The sequence below is a fragment of the Quyinboa mangrovi genome, assembly GCF_042219825.1.
In the GTDB taxonomy this organism is placed as follows: Bacteria; Bacteroidota; Bacteroidia; order Bacteroidales; family UBA5342; genus JBHJHP01.
In genome coordinates this window covers 532,424-549,405 of record NZ_JBHJHQ010000004.1, presented here as the reverse complement: position 1 = coordinate 549,405, position 16,982 = coordinate 532,424, and the positions used below count along the sequence as shown (strand labels likewise).

Sequence of the window (16,982 nt, the reverse complement as noted above, 5' to 3'; positions counted from 1 at the left end):
ATAAATCAAATAAATTAGCACAAATGGTCCTGTTATTATTCTATCTGTTTCTGGCACTGTTCATTTCCGCAACCTGTTCTGTTATGGAAGCGGTACTGTTGTCAACCCCCTTGTCGCATATTAATGTTAAGGCAAAAGAAGGAAAAGCATTTGCTCAGTTATTTCTCAAACAGAAGGATAACATCGACCGACCTCTTTCTGCCATTCTCTCACTTAACACCGTTGCTCATACAGTAGGGGCTGCCGGCGTTGGAGCGCAGGCAACTGCCATCTTTGGAGAAACTTACTTTGGGCTTATCTCTGCGATACTAACAATACTTATACTCATTTTCAGTGAAATTATTCCGAAAACCATCGGAGCCACCTACTGGAGAAGTCTGGCCAAACCATCTGCACATATCATACAGGGAATGATATTTACAACTTATCCGTTAGTTCTCTTTTCGGCTTTACTTACAAAGTTGATTTCAAAAACAAAAAAATCCCAAACCATCAGTAGGGATGAAATATCAGCACTTGCCGTTATTGGTAATCAGGAAGGCATATTTACAGATACTGAAAGTAAAATACTGCAGAATCTTATCCATCTTAAAAATATGAAGGTAAGCGAGGTAAGAACTCCCCGTGTTGTTCTGACCTCTGCCAATGAAAACATGTCATTATCCGCATTTTTTGATAAACGCGAAGAATACAGGTTTTCCCGCATTCCCGTTTATTCCAAAAATATAGAGAATATTACTGGTTATGTATTTCGTCAGAACGTATTTGAAAAAATAGCCGAAGGTGAGACAAAACTGGCTCTCAAAGATATTCGAAGGGAGATAACCATCGTACCTGAATCCATGGCATTGATTAACGCCTGGGATATCCTTCTTGGGCGTAAAGAACATCTTGCCCTGGTTGTAGATGAATTTGGTGGCACAGAGGGTATCATTACAATGGAGGATATCATAGAATCCCTTTTAGGATTTGAGATCATAGATGAAAAAGATGAAATAAACGATATGCAGAAATTCGCAAAAGAACGATGGAAAAGAATTAAGAGTCTGAGAAACAAGCATAATAAATGAAAGTCTTAATCGCAAAAATTACCTTCAACTAATTCAGGGATGACACTATTTTAGTTTTGAATTATATATCACTTTATCGGAGGTTTATTTCATTACAAATTCATTTCCTTTTATAACTTAATCACTGTTGTCCGGTCAAAAATAAATATGAAATACAGATTCTTCGCTTCATTTTATTACGCTCAGGATGACAGCCAGACAGGTTCATTGAGGGCTGGTGGATGGGTTGGTTTGCGAATGATTCGCAAACCAACCCATCCACCGGATCGAACGCTATTATATACCTGTCATTCCGGGTGAAGCGAGGAATCTCTGAAGCTTTAAGCGGTCAACAGTTCAACTTAAATTAAAAATTGCTAACTTTATAACTATTAACCACCTTCACTTTACTTGCATTAAATAATTAATTTATTTATGCCTTATGAACAGTTGGCTTACCATAAATCCTGATAATCAGGGAAATCAACATTTACTGTTTTACTTATTGGCACTGGTAACAGTTGTTGTAATAATTACTGCATACGGTCTTCGTAAAAAAATTCCGCTGACTCCGCTAATATTACTTTTATTTTCCACTTTTTTATTTTCAATCCTTGGCGGCAAACTTTTTTCCTTTGGTTTTGATGAATGGTTGAACATTTTAAAAACCCATCAGATTCCCGAAACCAGAAACAAGACCATTCTAGGATATCTTATTTTTGGAGTTATAGGGTTTTATCTGACCCGATATCTTTTAAAATTCAAATATCCGGTTGGTACGGCCTTCGCTTTTGCGTGGCCTGTTGGCTTAATCGTTACTAGACTTGGCTGCCTGACAGGTGGTTGCTGTTATGGCAGTGTTACACATTCTGTCTTAGGTATCTCATACGCTAAAGGTTCCTTGGCATATAATTCCCAGCTATTTTCCGGTCTGATCCAATCAAACCAAACTGTCTCACTTCCGGTCCATCCGGTTCCGTTGTATGAGATAATATATTGCGTATTAATACTTTTTATATTGTATTCCTTTTACAAAAAAAGAATATTAAAACATGAGAGTAGCTTATTCTTTTTATCCATTATTCTATATGGCATATTCCGGTTCTTTGAAGAATTCATACGACCTGGCCAAACCGGAATTTTAGGATTACAAAAGGCACAGGTAATTTCTATTATATTATTTATCCTGTCAACAGGGTTTGTTTTCATTGCAGAGAAATACAGAAAAGGCAATAAGGAATCTGAGAGATTGGTCACTGATATCAACAGGTATATTTTTGTGCTCTCTGGTTTATTGCTCCTTTTAATTTATGTGTCAAACTGGCTCACTTTTACTGAACTGGTATTCCTTCAGTTATTTAGCTATGCTGCACTTTTTATCACTTCTATGAACGTAGTTCAAGCGCTTAAAATAAAGGTTGCTTATGCACTTCCATCTCTTATGGTATTCATGGCATTTTTATTTATGTCTCAAACATTAAGTACTCCCCTGGATTCTGTCTTTACTTCCAAAAAATATTTTACAATTGGTGCAGGAGGCAATTATGGACTGGAGGAAGAAATCTGTGGTGACGTCAATGAATATAGCGCCTTTGGGATGAATCTTGAATATACGAACGAATACAAAAAAGATAAAAAGTTTTCTTTTGGTAGTCAGCTTTATACAATTAATTATGACTATGCAAACTATTTGGGTTTTACCCCCTATGTGAAATGGGACAGTAGATTCATTGGTGGTAAGCTGGGAATAAATCTAAGCTATCTGGAAACTGAATATAAAAGCTCAGGAATCATACCATCTCTGGCACTAAGAATTGGACCAGAAAATGTCTTTTTTGCAGATGCCCACTATGCAGACTATTTACCCGGTGAGTTGCCGGCCTTTCAGGCTGGAATTGGAATAGGACTCCGAAATCATCCGGGAAATTATGTGCGTCTTGGTATCAGTGAGGCTGGATTTTATCTGAATCCTAAATTTATGCTGAATGATAATTTCAGTTTGGATCCGTTTCTGGCATACAGCACAGCAACCAATTATCAGTTGGCTCTGAGAATTCACTATACATTTTATGAAAAGTAAACATAAAAAAACCTGCTTAGTACAAAAGCAGGTTTTTTATTTATTATTCTGTCTCCTTTTCAATTAATGCTTTAATCTGGCTGTTTGGCAAATGTGGTAAATGAGGATTAATTACCTCACCATCTTTACCTACAAACACATAATGCGGAATACCGGATATTTCGAATTTACCGCACAAATAATTCCACTCATCTTTTGAAACCCGGTAATGTTCACCCTTTATGTCAGGAATCATATTATTCCACGTATTTTCAGGTGAAGAGGGACCGGTAATATACACAAATGCCACTTTAGATGTATCTATTTCTTCCTTTAGTGGCTTGATCCTTTCAATGCCTGATCGGCAAGGCCCGCACCAGGTAGCCCAGAAATCAACATAAACTGCTTTTCCTCTGTACTTTTTCATAATGGCTTCAAACAATTTGTCGCCCTCTGTTTCCGGCACATCGTTAACAACAAAACCGGATTTATTTTTTTGCGACTCAATTTTCCGAAGGGTTGCCTCATTGGAATAAGCAATGTAATCTGAGATAAAGTCATTATTTATATCACCTTGAATCTTTTTAAGCTCTCTTACAGTTAAAGGCGTCATCTGTGATACTACATTACGCAAAACATCCTGAGAATACATAATGTCATTAGTTAATCCCTTTTCAATGCCAAGATGCTCCTTAATAGCCTCATTCCGTAAAGTATTTCTATCCCTTGTTATATAATATTTACCATACGGCTCAAGCTTTTTTTGAAAGGCCATAACTGAATCTCTGTTTTCCATAAAAAATGTAGATACCACTCTAAGGGGTTCACATTCTTTATATCTGTTATAAATATCAATTAATTCCTGATCCTCAGGAGAAGGTTCTATTCTATTTTTTTTCAACTTCTCCACAATATTAGTAAAGTAAATCTCGTCTTTTTCTGGAACTGCCAATGTATCTTTGTATCTTTCTATCATCTCCGTCCATTTTTGGGGAGGAATACTCCTGTACGTTTTAACCTCCGGCAAATTATCAGCTTTTTCTCTGTTTTTAATAAATTGAATTATCTTTTTCTCATTGTCAGTAAATGTCCCACTATCTTCAATCAAATCATTGATACATTCAGAATAATTCGTTGAAATCCATACCGGAGGAATTAAATCACAATACATCACTCTGTTAATGAAAAAATAATACTCGAATGTCATTGGTCCGAATTTATCATTCAGGATTTCATCTGTAAGAAAATCAAAATATCCGGCTGGCAAAGGCAAGTTGTCAAGGTTCAACTGACGTTGTGAACGCGGTATATTATTTTTCTCCCTATATGCCGACTCATAATAATTATCATAAAAAATCATTCTCCCAAGATAGCTTTGATCAATGTCTCTTTTCTCAACCATGTTGGCTTTCAGGCATGTATTGTATTGTTTTGATATAGTTTCAAATTTCTTTAAATCTTTATTCCTTACGTTTTGTATATACACTTTGTATTGCTCGGGCGTAATTTTTAATATGGTATCCCGCATCTCGTAATTATTCCATCCATGAACATCATAGAACAGATCAATATCACTATTTACCCTGGCCAGTTCTCCCATGTATTCTGCCTTATCAGAAGCCGTGCCAATTGCGTGAAAAAGTGATTTTCCAGGTTCAATAAAAATTTTCCTGTTCTCCCTAACAAAACTATTATTCAACATTAATTCCGTTGGACAATACACGGGTATTTTCTTGCTGAATGTACCATCTTCCTGGATGGTCACAGTATATGAAACCTGATCACCTAAAATAACATTATTGTGATAAATCATGAAAGTTCTTCTACCAATTCGTGGTGTATAATTCAATATTACACCACTGTAAGTTACCGTGTCAATTTTAAACAGAGGTTCGTCAAATGGCTTGTTATCCGTAGGCTGGCGTTTTTCTGCAAGGACATTTTCTCGCACCAGTACATTCATATCCATTACCGATTCTCCTATATATAGTCCCTCTTTAGTTAACCTGTAAAAGATTTTTTGCTCTGAATCATCTTTCGCTTTTAAAACGAGCTCTCCTTTTTTCTTTTTCAGGTTAAGGGGACCATAATCCCAAACTTTACTTTTATAAATTACTATATTATTATAAAAGCCAATATTCCACAAATGGCTCTCAGAGTCGAACCAGTCACCATAAAGCGCCTCAGGCAGTGGAAAGACATTTTTTCTATCTTCCAAACGAATATCATAAATAAACCAGCTTCCACTTTCATTGGCTTCACCATAATCAAATGCCTTTACTGACTTATCAAGAGCTGGAAAAACAAGTGAATAGGTTACCTTTTCCGTTTTATCCTGTGTATTTTGTTTAGACACTTCTATTCCGATACTATTGATCAGGAATAGTTTTTCATCACTTCCAACAGGTTGGATGTAGGTTTTACGCGGAATTGCATACCACCCTCTTCCCTTATAGGTTTGAAAAGAAAAGTCTATAACAGTACTATCTTTTGTAAGTGTAATTTTTCGAACAGACAAATCCTTTACTGTGGACAAACCAACCACAGGATCATTAACAACAACCTGTGCAAACACAGGAAAAGAAATTAAAACAATAAATAATAACGGAAGAATTCGTTTCATGATTTTGGGGTTTTAGAATAAACATTCAGGTTATTTATGTAAAATGCTCAGAAGCAGATTAGTACATTCATCAAATATATTAATTATTAACGGCTTAAAAAATAGTTAAGGTATTTTACGCTTGATATTTTGTAATAAAAATAAAACTTCTATATTTGTTCGTAATTTTACGAAATACGAAATGAAAGTATCAATTTTCACAGAAGAGCAGACACAGACAGCAAGATATGCCAAGGCATTAAGTCATCCGGTAAGGATATATATACTTGAATTGCTCTCGAAACAGGCCTGTTGTTACAGTGGTGATTTAAGTGATGAACTTCCAATTGCCAAATCGACTTTGTCACAGCATTTGAAGGAACTGAAAGAAGCCGGGCTTATACAGGGCGAAATTGAAGCACCTAAAATAAAATACTGTCTGAATAAAACAGCATGGCATGATGCCAGACAATTGATAGAAACTTTATTTAATAAAGAGATACAGACAAACGATTCGTGTTCAACCGAAAAATAAAAACAAAATGGATATTAAAGTATTAGGTACCGGCTGCAAAAAATGTAATATGCTCGCCAACGTTACAAGGGAAGCCGTGAGACAGTCAGGCATTGATGCTACCGTTACTAAGGTAGAAGATATTGTTGAGATTATGCAATATGGCGTTATGACAACGCCTGTTCTGGTTGTAAATGGTGAAATTGTAACCAAAGGAAATGTACCATCCGTAAACGAAATTATTCAAATACTGCAAAGCAAACATAGAAACTGATGTATAAACGTCTTCTATTCTTCTTTTCCTTATTGTTGCTTTGGGTGGTTTTCTTTACAAAACTGCCTTTTATTGACTACACTCCGTTGATGTTAAAATACCCGGAATGTTGCTCAGGACAAACAAACCTGTTCGTTTACATCTGCGACTATTCCCTGTATGAGATCATTGGAATGAACCCAAACAGGTTTTATACGTCTGCTATCCGGTTTTTTATTTACGAAGCCCCCAAAATCCTGCTACTGCTTGCCATGGTGGTATTTGTAGTAGGATTTATACAATCCTGGTTTTCACCGGAAAAAACACGAAAAGCACTGGAAGGAAAGCCGCTGTTTGCCGGAAACATTTTTGCCTCCGTTCTTGGTATCTTTACACCATTCTGTTCCTGTTCTGCCATTCCACTTTTTATCGGATTTATTGAAGCTGGCATTCCCATTGGCGTAACCTTTTCCTTTTTAATTGCGGCTCCAATGATCAATGAAGTAGCACTTGTATTGCTGGGTGGTTTATTTGGATGGAAAATTGCAGCCATATATGTCGGAACCGGACTTATCATAGCGATAGTTTCGGGATTTATAATTGAAAAGCTTGGCATGAAACGCTATGTTGCCGACTGGGTTTTTCAGATTAAAGGTCAGCAGCAAACCATAGATAACAGAAAGCTTCAGTTAAGCGACAGGCTCAATGCCGGATATAACCTGGTAAAAGAAATCATAAAAAAAATATGGGTTTACATTTTGATAGGAATTGCGGTTGGAGCCGGAGTTCATGGTTACGTTCCCGATGATCTTATGGCAAATATCCTGGGAGCACAAAACTGGTATTCCGTACCATTAGCTATTCTGGTTGGCGTCCCGCTATATTCTAATGCTGCAGGCATTATTCCTATTGTCAGTGTACTGATAGAAAAAGGCGTTTCCATGGGAACTGCACTGGCATTTATGATGTCCGTTATTGCACTGTCATTTCCTGAAATGGTAATCCTTAAAAAAGTTTTGAAATGGCAATTCATCGCCATTTTCATAGGTATTGTTGCCACAGGGATTATGCTGGTAGGCTTCATTTTTAACTTGATATTATAAATATAACACATATGAAAATTTTAATCTTATGCACAGGAAACAGCTGCCGTAGTCAGATGGCACATGGTTTTCTTCAATCTTTTGATCCCGGATTAACAGTGTGCTCTGCCGGCACCAACGCTTCGGGTAAATTAAGTAGCAAAGCTGTAGAAGTCATGAAAAAGGCAGGTATTGACATCAGTCACCATACTTCTGATTCAGTTGATAAATATCTGAATGACGAATGGGATTATGTGATAACTGTATGCGGCGGGGCCAATGAAACCTGTCCGGCTTTTTTAGGCAAGGTTAAACACCGTTTACATATCGGGTTTGATGACCCATCACATGCCACCGGTACAGATGAATTTATTTGGAGTGAATTCATCAGGGTCAGAGATGAAATTAAGGAAGCATTTTATAATCTCTATATCAATGAGATAAAACCACAACGTTAAATGGAATCATCTGAAAGAAGAATAGGTTTCTTTGAAAAATACCTGACACTTTGGGTCGCTCTGTGTATTGCAACCGGAATTGCCATAGGGCATTTCACCGGTGATACCATAAAATTTCTGAGTGAGCTGGAAATCTTCAACGTCAATCTGCCGGTTGCCATCCTGGTATGGCTTATGATCTACCCGATGATGTTGCAGGTGGACTTTTCGAGCCTGAAAGATGTGCGAAAAAGACCCCGGGGCTTGATTCTTACACTGGTCATAAACTGGCTGATCAAACCTTTTTCGATGGCATTCTTCGCATGGATCTTTTTCTCCAAGATTTATTCTGCTATTATTTCCCCGGAAATGGCAGGTGAATATATTGCCGGAGCCATACTGCTTGGTGCAGCGCCCTGTACAGCAATGGTCTTCGTTTGGAGTTATCTTACCAACGGTGATCCCAACTATACACTGGTACAGGTTTCTGTAAATGATCTGATCATCCTGATCGCCTTTGTACCTATCGTTGGATTACTTTTAGGGATCACCAATATTACAATACCCTACAATACACTCGTTGCAAGTATTATTATTTTCGTGGTCATTCCACTTCTTGCAGGCTATCTCACCCATAAGGTTCTGATACGAAAGAAAAGCGAGGCCTGGTTTACATCCAGTTTCCTTCCGAAATTCAAACCCGTTTCCATTATCGCATTGTTAGTTACCCTGATCCTGTTATTTGCATTTCAGGGATCTACAATTACACAAAAACCGTTAATAATTCTGCTTGTAGCTGTACCACTGGTTATTCAAACCTATTTCATATTTTTTATAGCATGGTTTGCTGGACGCTTTTTAAAATTGCCTCATGCCATATGTTCGCCGGCTGCCATGATTGGCGCCAGCAACTTTTTTGAACTGGCCGTAGCCGTTGCTATTGCATTGTTTGGTCTGCAATCGCCTGCTGCCCTTGTAACCGTTGTGGGTGTTTTGGTTGAGGTGCCGGTTATGCTTTCACTTGTTGCACTTGCCAATAAATGGAGATATTAAAAAAGGGATTGTTTAACTAAAAATCAATCCCCTTTAAGAATATATTTTATCATTTTTATTCTACTGTAACCGATTTAGCCAGGTTTCTGGGTTGATCCACATTTCTACCCAGTTTTACAGCTATATGATATGAAAATAATTGCAACGGAATAACAGACAATAAAGGCGTTAAGGCATCATGTGTTTCAGGAACTTCTATCACATGGGTAGCTAAATGTTTTATCTGCTCATCATCTTCTGTAACTACCGCAATAACAATTCCTTTTCTTGCAATTACTTCCTGAATATTACTGACAACTTTTTCATAATTTACATCCTTTGCCGCGACAAAAACGACCGGAAGTTTCTCATCTATCAATGCAATCGGACCATGTTTCATTTCTGCCGCTGGATATCCCTCTGCATGAATATAGGATATTTCCTTCAGTTTTAAGGCACCTTCCAATGCTACTGGGAATTGAATTCCACGTCCTAAATAAAGTGAATTAGTCGCTTCGGCATACTTTTCTGCAAGTTCTTTTATATGATCGTTCTGCTTCAGCAACAAACGAATCTTATCCGGCATATTCCTTAAGCCAAGTGCCATTGCCTGAAATGTATCTTCATCAATAGTGCCTTTACGTTGTGCCAGCATCAGTGTCATCATTGTAAGCACGGTAATCTGACTCGTAAATGCTTTTGTTGAGGCTACACCAATTTCCGGTCCGGCGTAAGTATAAACCCCGGCATCTGTCTCACGTGATATACTTGAACCAACTACGTTACAAATACCAAGGACAGTGGCGCCAGCTTTCTTAGCCATACGAATTGCCGCTAACGTATCAGCGGTCTCACCACTTTGCGTGATAGCCAGCACAACATCATCTTCCGTTATAATTGGTTCACGATACCTGAATTCTGAAGCATACTCCACCTCCACAGGAAGTTTGGCGTATTTTTCAAATAAATATTCTCCAACCAAACCGGCATGCCATGATGTTCCACAGGCAATTATGATTAAGCGGTTTGCCTTTTCAAGTTTCGGCATCACCTCCCTGATTCCGCCCAGGCGTACCGAACTTCCATCAGCAGCTACACGTCCCCGAATAGTATCGAGAACAGCTGTTGGCTGTTCAAATATCTCCTTTAACATGAAATGGTCAAATCCTCCTTTGTCAATATCATTAACATCCATATCCAGTTTATGGATCAAAGGAGTCATATTCCCATTTCCATGAATATTTTTTAATTGTAAGGAATCATTGGTTAAGATTACGATATCATCATCATCCAGATACATTACACGTTTGGTGTATTCAATAATAGGTGTTGCATCTGATGCCAGAAAATATTCATTATCACCAACACCAACAACAAGCGGACTACCTCTTCTGGTAGCAATCAACTTATCCCCTTCTTCTTTACAAATAATAACCAATCCAAAAGCACCGATTACTTTAGCAAGAGCAGATCTTATCGCTTTCTCAGCAGATATGTCCTCGCTCATATACACATATTCAATCCAGTTTACCAGAACTTCTGTATCTGTCTCACTTTTGAATTTATAGCCTTTTGATAGAAGAAATGTTTTAAGTGTATTATAGTTTTCAATGATTCCGTTATGAATAAGTACAAATTTTCCATGCATTGAAATATGTGGATGTGCATTTATATCATTCGGCTCTCCATGAGTCGCCCAACGCGTATGACCTATCCCAATTGTACCTTCTGTATCCTTTCCCTGCAAGGCTTCTTCGAGTGCTGAAACCTTACCTTTTTTCTTGAATACACCAATATTTTCTTTATTATACAAAGCAATCCCTGCCGAATCATACCCCCTGTATTCCAATCTTTTAAGTCCGTTTATCAAAATAGGGCAAGCATCCTTTTCTCCTATATAACCAACTATTCCACACATAAAACCAAGGTTTAGTATCTTGTATATACAATTTCCAGTTTTAAATTGTCATTCGCATTTGTTAAACCTTTCAAAAACGCGAATCCTGGATTATTTCTGTTTCCAGCTACTGAAAGGATCAAGTCATCCGGATTTTCTTCTTTCCTGTCCAGAATATCTTGTATATATTCAGCAATATTAAAAACATAAGTATATGAATCAGTTCGAATGCCATACGTATAAGTCGCATTTTGTGATACATATACGGCCTGATCCGGAATATAGGTAACGTTCCCGATAGTATCCCTTCCAAGTGTGTCCCTTCTTAAATACAGTTGATACGGTGCCATATATTGACCCTGATCCTGAATGTTTTTATCAACATTTAAGGTCAGTTTCGCGCTGTTTATGGCAATTCTTGCACTATCTTCACCTGCAAGGGGTTTAAAAGCATCCAAATCATATACCGAAGGAAACCTAAGTCTGACTTTAGAGATATTAAGTCCCTGAACATACAATACACTTGGTTGTAACGTATTTTCATTATAGGAGAAATCATAGTTCCCATAATCTTTTCGGATCACATTAAACCGGGGACATTGATTATTAACCACAATACTCTGAACAAAATAAAAAGAAGTATCCCTTTCAGGATATGTAATCACGGTATCTTCGCCGATAATTGCCCTATGTGCAGGATTATAATGGTAAACCAGGTTCAAAGCACTAAAGTCAGTATAGCTAATTGTTGTAGAGGTAGTACTCAAATACGGATAAATATACATCATGGCCTTTGTACTAAAGGTAGTTTTTATATAAACCCCTTTGAACAAATCCCTGAACTTATCAACATTATTATATACATCGTCATAATTATCAATAATCTTCTGACCAATTGATTTAGATAGCGGTATTGAAATATGGTGAATATATCCGTTTGCCCATCTAACACTATCAGGAATGGTAAAGTCAATGGTCTGGGTTTGTTTTTCACCTATCTTATCATCTTCAGAATAATAATCTGCCGGATTCTCATCCGAAAAGTAGTCCTCACTGTTTGACAAAAGTTTGTTCAGTTCATAAACCTCAAAATAATGCAGTGCCGTTGAATCACCATAATAACCGTTTTGTAATAAAACCAACAACACACTATCCAACACCAACACACTATCAGGACTGGACTGCTTCATATCAAGTTGATCGTACCAAAATTCCATGGCAATATCTCCTTTTACACTAGCGGCTTCCTGAAGTTCCGTTGTATAGCCTCCTAACATAAAATAGTCATTCCCCTTGATTCCACCATCAGTTCTCATTGTATGTGCGGCAGGTTTAAAACTAAATGCTTTAAAAGGAATTGAATCTACATACGCTACATTGATTTTATCTTTAAGCGGACTTATGGAACCACCAATGATGTTTTGATCCTGGGTACAACCTGTAATAGTAGCAATAACAATTAATACTAACAGTAAGGGTTTAAAATTCATATATATTTTTTCGGGAATAACGTTTATATACGGGTTTCTATACACTAAAAGGCGTTAATTTAACTTAAAATTTCATCGTAAAAACTATCATAAGCCTGAATATAGGACTCAGGTGACTGATAACCAAGGAATTTCTTATTTTCAGTATCAATGAATTTTTTTACATTCTTATTTATGTTTTCACTTCCCTGAATTACAGCATCAGAATAATGAATTGCCAGCTTATTCAGGTTTTCATAGTCAGGTTTTTCAACCAGACTTAAATCCTCCGGTGTTACACCAGGCATTAAAATCTTTTCTTTAAACAATTCTCTGAAAGTATTCTCAAATGGATTATCATATATCGAATATACCATTTTGGAATGCTGAAAGAACGGATCATCATGATAAGACTTCTTAATATATAAAGGCACCAAAGCCGACATCCAGCCATGACAATGAATGATATCCGGTGACCATCTTAGTTTTTTTACCGTCTCAAGCACTCCCCGTGCAAAAAATATGGCACGTTCGTCATTATCTTCGAATTCCTTCCCTTCATCATCAGAAACAATGGCTTTGCGCTGAAAAAAATCCTCATTATCAATAAAATACACCTGTAGTCTAACAGCCTGAATGGAAGCTACCTTTATAATCAATGGATGATCGGTATCATCTATTATCAGGTTCATCCCGGATAAACGAATTACTTCGTGCAACTGATTTCGTCTTTCATTAATCAATCCATAACGTGGCATAAATGTCCGAATCTCTTTTCCTGCTTCCTGAATACCTTGCGGTAAATTCCTACCAATTACTGATAATTCTGACTCGGGCACATAGGGAGTAATTTCCTGAAAAATAAATAGAACCTTTTTTGCTTCCATACTTTGTTGTTGAAAAGATCGCACAAAATTACTAAAAATATTCTATTAATTCAATTTAACATTAACATGCCACAGAATCAAATTGCTGATTCTAAAAGGGATTTGAATATAATTAACAATTCATGTAAAATGTTAAACTATGTTGTCATCCCATTACTTAATTATTAATTCACATATTTTTGACAATTCCGATTAAGAATAACATTATATTTGGATTCTGCTAAAACAATTAGTATGGATATTTCCGGGAAATGGTTCTTTAAAGAAGAATTCGAAACAGGAGTCTGCAATGGAGAAGCAAAGCTTTTTCAGGAAGACAATAAGCTTTGGGGTGAAATTGAAATGACCGAAAACATTAAAGGTCAGTCCCCTCTGCACCTGATTCAAAAACTTGCCGGCATTGTGCTGGATAGGAAAATTGTTCTGAAAGGAACATCTTATAAAATTTTGAACGGAGGAGATTTCCGTACAGAATACTCACTTGACAACTGGGAAGGAAATATAAACAGTGAAGGGAAGATTATTGGTAGTAGTATTGATCAGGAAGGAACCTGCGGTATTTTTGTTATGGAAAGAAACAAATAATTAATTCTGTTTCGTTATGCCAAACCCTTTAAATCAGATAAAAATAAACAACAACTGGTATGATCCGGCATATTTTACCGGATCTGCACCTTCCGGCATTTTTAAATCGGACACTTTCAGTACTGAAGTGTATAACTTCTTAAAGGAATGGTATAGTCAGAATGACGTAATCTATGTCAATACATCCGGATCCACCGGATCACCTTCAACCATTGAACTGCATAAATCAATAGTATTTGCTTCGGCTTTAAAAACCTGTTCAATTTTTAAACTTACAGGAAAAAGTACCGCACTCCTTTGTTTGCCTGTCAATTATATTGCAGGAAAACTGATGTTGATCCGGGCCATTGCGAGTGGCATGAACCTTATAATTCAGAAACCTGACAGTAATCCTTTAGCAAGGCTGGATGAAAAGATTGATTTTGTTGCCATGACACCTATGCAATTAAAAAAATCCATTGAAACGCCGGATTATTTAAAGAAGACCGAGGTAATACTTATCGGCGGTGCTCCATTGGATAATTCCACCCACGATATGCTGAATGAGTTCGATACAAGGATTTACCAGTCATATGGAATGACAGAAACAGCAAGTCACATCGCATTAAGACCACTCAACCATACAGAAATTATTCATCCATATGCGGCCATCCCAGGCGTTACTTTCAGTATCGACCACAGAAATTGTCTCTTAATCCATGCACCTCATGTATCAGATTCCCCAATAGTGACTAACGACATCGTTGACCTGGTTGATGATAATCATTTTTACTGGAAAGGCCGATTTGATTTTGTAATAAACACTGGCGGGGTAAAAGTATTTCCAGAGGATATTGAATCAAAATTAAAAGATTTAATCCCTTTCCCATTCTATATCAGCAGAAAACCAGACAAAAATCTTGGCGAAAAGCTGGTTATAATTATTGAAAAACGAAATTCCGAAACCTACAGACAACTTAAGAAGAAGATTGAATCTACGCTTGATGTGTTTGAAAGACCACGTGAAATCATAAAAGTTGAAAAAATACGTTTCTCTGAAAGTGGGAAAGTAATTAGAGACCACTCACTTTAATTTAAAATTAATTCTACATTATCATTCATTGCTGTTAATATTTTTAGTATTTTTGGCAAGAGTCTGTAAAAATTTATAAACATGGGCCTTTTTGGAAATAAATTTCCCGACACAGAGAAGATTGAAAAACAGGATGCGGAACACAAGCGTCTTTACCAGGAAGTACTGGCAACAGCTAATTCAGAAGATCTAAAGGAATATCTGGAATTAAAAGATGAAGTCTCTTCTCCGGAATTTGTAAACGAAAAACATCGTGTTACTGGTTTAAAATGGAAATCAACCAAAGAATATTCCAGGCTTAAAGAATTTAACAAGTTAACTAAAAATAAAGATTTAAAAGCTTATTTTGAACTTAAAGATTCAGATGAGTTAAAATCGTACCTTGAATTTAGAAAAACAGATGCCTATAGGGATATAACTGACAAGAAAAAAAGGAAAGCATCTGCTGATCTTGAACGCTACTTTAAATTTGAGAATTCAAAAGTTTATAAAAGTTTTAAAAAAATTGAAGGTTCAGGTACTTTAAACCAATATCTGAAACTAAAAGAAGAGGTAGAATCAGACAAGTTTAAAGAATACAAGGCATTTTGTGAAGATGTACACCGTTGGAACCACACCGAACAGGCAAAAAAGGAACAACGTTTTCATAATCTGGATCAGGATGTAAACATTAAAAATTACGTCAAATTCCATAATTCCGATTTATTTGACCTCTTTAAATTTTATGATATTACGTTTGCAGAAGATTTTGCACCTGAAAAACTTGATACCCATAAATGGAAAACCCAATTTCATTTAGGATCAGAATTTGGACAAGGGAATTACAGCCTCGAAAATCATTTACAGGCCTATTCTAACGGAAGAAATATAGAGATTTCGCGTGATTATATGACCATAGACACACGTGCTGAAAATACGACCGCAAGAGTATGGGACAAAGAACGAGGTTTTTTTCAGAGAGAAATGAATTATACCTCAGGCGTGATTTCGACCGGAAAAAGTTTTAAACAAAACGAGGGAATTTTTAAGATAAAACTTAAAACAGACAGCCACGCACCTGTATCACATTCGGTTCAACTTGTTTCACCCAAAGGCAATATCCAGATTAAGCTTTTACAAATTTCACAGAAAGGTAAACCTATGGTCGGTCTGAGTACGTATGACGGGAAACGCCATACAGTCAGAACGTCCAGAATAAAGGGATTAAATACCAATGCAGGTTTTCATATTTTTTCTGTTGAATGGCAAAAGGAAATGTTGATCTGGAAAGTAAACGATAAGGAAGTCTTCAGAACAGAAATAAAATTACCCAAAGAAGAAATGATTCTTGAACTGGCTTCCATGGTTTACAAGACTAAGAAAAAACCGGCTCCGGGTAAACTTATCGTAGATTGGATAAAAGTCTATAAAAAGACCGCTTAAGAATTGATTTATAATGACTGACCGTATTACTGAGCTTTTGAAATTTGAATCGGAAGCCGTTAAAAATATTCCATTACAGACATCGTTTGAAGAAGCTATCAACATTATTTTTGAACAGGTTCAGGTAAAAGGAGGAAAACTTGTGACCAGTGGAATGGGGAAAGCCGGACAAATTGCACATAATATGGCTACCACCTTCAGTTCTACAGGAACGCCAGCTGCATTTATGCACCCGAGTGAGGCACAACATGGTGATCTTGGACTTCTTCAAAAAAATGACGTTCTTCTTTTGATTTCCAACTCCGGAAAGACCCGAGAGATTGTTGAATTGATCGATCTGGCCAGATACCTTATTCCCACCATTCCTATTATTGTTATTACCGGACAAAAAAATAGTTTCCTGGCAAACGAAGCCAACGCAACTATCTGGACCGGCAATCCCGGCGAAATATGTCCGTTAGGACTCTCACCCACCACTTCCACTACTGTTATGAACGTAATCGGGAACATCCTGGTAGTTCTTATGATGGAGAAAATAAAATTCAGCAGCATGGACTATGCTAAACGTCACCATGGAGGCTACCTTGGGGATAAATCACGAACACAGGCAAAAGGTAAATAG

16 protein-coding genes are annotated in these 16,982 nt (G+C 36.9%); 12 read left to right on the top strand and 4 right to left on the bottom strand.

Annotated elements, in window-relative coordinates; translation table 11 throughout:
* Positions 1–23: 23 nt before the first annotated feature.
* From ACE1ET_RS11015 to ACE1ET_RS11005, 3 genes are all read left to right on the top strand, one after another.
* Positions 24–1,070: a CNNM domain-containing protein gene (locus ACE1ET_RS11015; protein WP_375728458.1), complete on the top strand. Its 1,047-nt coding sequence runs from the start codon at positions 24–26 to the stop codon at positions 1,068–1,070.
* 147 nt (positions 1,071–1,217) lie between these two features.
* Entirely contained in the window at positions 1,218–1,370 is a 153-nt protein-coding gene (locus tag ACE1ET_RS11010; RefSeq protein ID WP_375728457.1) for a hypothetical protein, read from the top strand.
* A gap of 121 nt (positions 1,371–1,491) precedes the next feature.
* Complete coding sequence (locus ACE1ET_RS11005) at positions 1,492–3,129, top strand: prolipoprotein diacylglyceryl transferase (RefSeq protein ID WP_375728456.1); 1,638 nt, start codon at positions 1,492–1,494, stop codon at positions 3,127–3,129.
* A gap of 43 nt (positions 3,130–3,172) precedes the next feature.
* On the opposite strand, the gene ACE1ET_RS11000 is transcribed toward ACE1ET_RS11005, so the two are convergent.
* Positions 3,173–5,731: a TlpA family protein disulfide reductase gene (locus ACE1ET_RS11000; RefSeq protein ID WP_375728455.1), complete on the bottom strand. Its 2,559-nt coding sequence runs from the start codon at positions 5,729–5,731 to the stop codon at positions 3,173–3,175.
* Between the two features lie 181 nt (positions 5,732–5,912).
* On the opposite strand from ACE1ET_RS11000, the gene ACE1ET_RS10995 reads away from it, so the two are divergent.
* The 5 genes from ACE1ET_RS10995 to arsB are packed head-to-tail and all read left to right on the top strand — an operon-like array spanning position 5,913 to position 9,049.
* Positions 5,913–6,245, top strand: coding sequence for an ArsR/SmtB family transcription factor (locus ACE1ET_RS10995; protein ID WP_375728454.1), 333 nt, complete (start codon positions 5,913–5,915; stop codon positions 6,243–6,245).
* Between the two features lie 7 nt (positions 6,246–6,252).
* A complete protein-coding gene (locus tag ACE1ET_RS10990; protein ID WP_375728453.1) occupies positions 6,253–6,498 on the top strand; it encodes a thioredoxin family protein in 246 nt (81 codons plus the stop codon).
* Positions 6,498–7,580 carry a permease gene (locus ACE1ET_RS10985; RefSeq protein WP_375728452.1) on the top strand — a complete coding sequence of 361 codons (1,083 nt, stop codon included), beginning with the start codon at positions 6,498–6,500 and terminating at the stop codon, positions 7,578–7,580. Before ACE1ET_RS10990 ends, ACE1ET_RS10985 begins: the two co-directional genes overlap by 1 nt.
* An 11-nt stretch (positions 7,581–7,591) precedes the next feature.
* Positions 7,592–8,017 carry an arsenate reductase ArsC gene (locus ACE1ET_RS10980; RefSeq protein ID WP_375728451.1) on the top strand — a complete coding sequence of 142 codons (426 nt, stop codon included), beginning with the start codon at positions 7,592–7,594 and terminating at the stop codon, positions 8,015–8,017.
* The gene (gene arsB / locus ACE1ET_RS10975; protein WP_375728450.1) at positions 8,018–9,049 is read left to right on the top strand and encodes an ACR3 family arsenite efflux transporter; all 1,032 of its coding nucleotides are present in this window, start codon (positions 8,018–8,020) and stop codon (positions 9,047–9,049) included. It abuts the gene before it with no gap.
* Positions 9,050–9,104: 55 nt separating this feature from the next.
* Here the strand turns inward: arsB and glmS are convergent, their stop codons facing one another.
* The 3 genes from glmS to ACE1ET_RS10960 are packed head-to-tail and all read right to left on the bottom strand — an operon-like array spanning position 9,105 to position 13,281.
* Positions 9,105–10,946 carry a glutamine--fructose-6-phosphate transaminase (isomerizing) gene (glmS, locus tag ACE1ET_RS10970; protein ID WP_375728449.1) on the bottom strand — a complete coding sequence of 614 codons (1,842 nt, stop codon included), beginning with the start codon at positions 10,944–10,946 and terminating at the stop codon, positions 9,105–9,107.
* 11 nt (positions 10,947–10,957) lie between these two features.
* Positions 10,958–12,415 carry a DUF4270 family protein gene (locus ACE1ET_RS10965; protein ID WP_375728448.1) on the bottom strand — a complete coding sequence of 486 codons (1,458 nt, stop codon included), beginning with the start codon at positions 12,413–12,415 and terminating at the stop codon, positions 10,958–10,960.
* Positions 12,416–12,474: 59 nt separating this feature from the next.
* Positions 12,475–13,281, bottom strand: a complete 807-nt coding sequence (locus tag ACE1ET_RS10960) for a glycogen/starch synthase (RefSeq protein WP_375728447.1) — start codon at positions 13,279–13,281, stop codon at positions 12,475–12,477.
* Positions 13,282–13,515: 234 nt separating this feature from the next.
* Between ACE1ET_RS10960 and ACE1ET_RS10955 the strand changes: the two genes are divergently transcribed.
* From ACE1ET_RS10955 to ACE1ET_RS10940, 4 genes are all read left to right on the top strand, one after another.
* The gene (locus ACE1ET_RS10955; RefSeq protein WP_375728446.1) at positions 13,516–13,866 is read left to right on the top strand and encodes a hypothetical protein; all 351 of its coding nucleotides are present in this window, start codon (positions 13,516–13,518) and stop codon (positions 13,864–13,866) included.
* Positions 13,867–13,882: 16 nt separating this feature from the next.
* Complete coding sequence (locus ACE1ET_RS10950; RefSeq protein ID WP_375728445.1) at positions 13,883–14,938, top strand: AMP-binding protein; 1,056 nt, start codon at positions 13,883–13,885, stop codon at positions 14,936–14,938.
* Positions 14,939–15,019: 81 nt separating this feature from the next.
* On the top strand, positions 15,020–16,360 hold the full coding sequence (locus ACE1ET_RS10945; protein WP_375728444.1) for a family 16 glycosylhydrolase: 1,341 nt from the start codon (positions 15,020–15,022) through the stop codon (positions 16,358–16,360).
* Positions 16,361–16,373: 13 nt separating this feature from the next.
* Positions 16,374–16,982 carry an SIS domain-containing protein gene (locus tag ACE1ET_RS10940; RefSeq protein WP_375728443.1) on the top strand — a complete coding sequence of 203 codons (609 nt, stop codon included), beginning with the start codon at positions 16,374–16,376 and terminating at the stop codon, positions 16,980–16,982.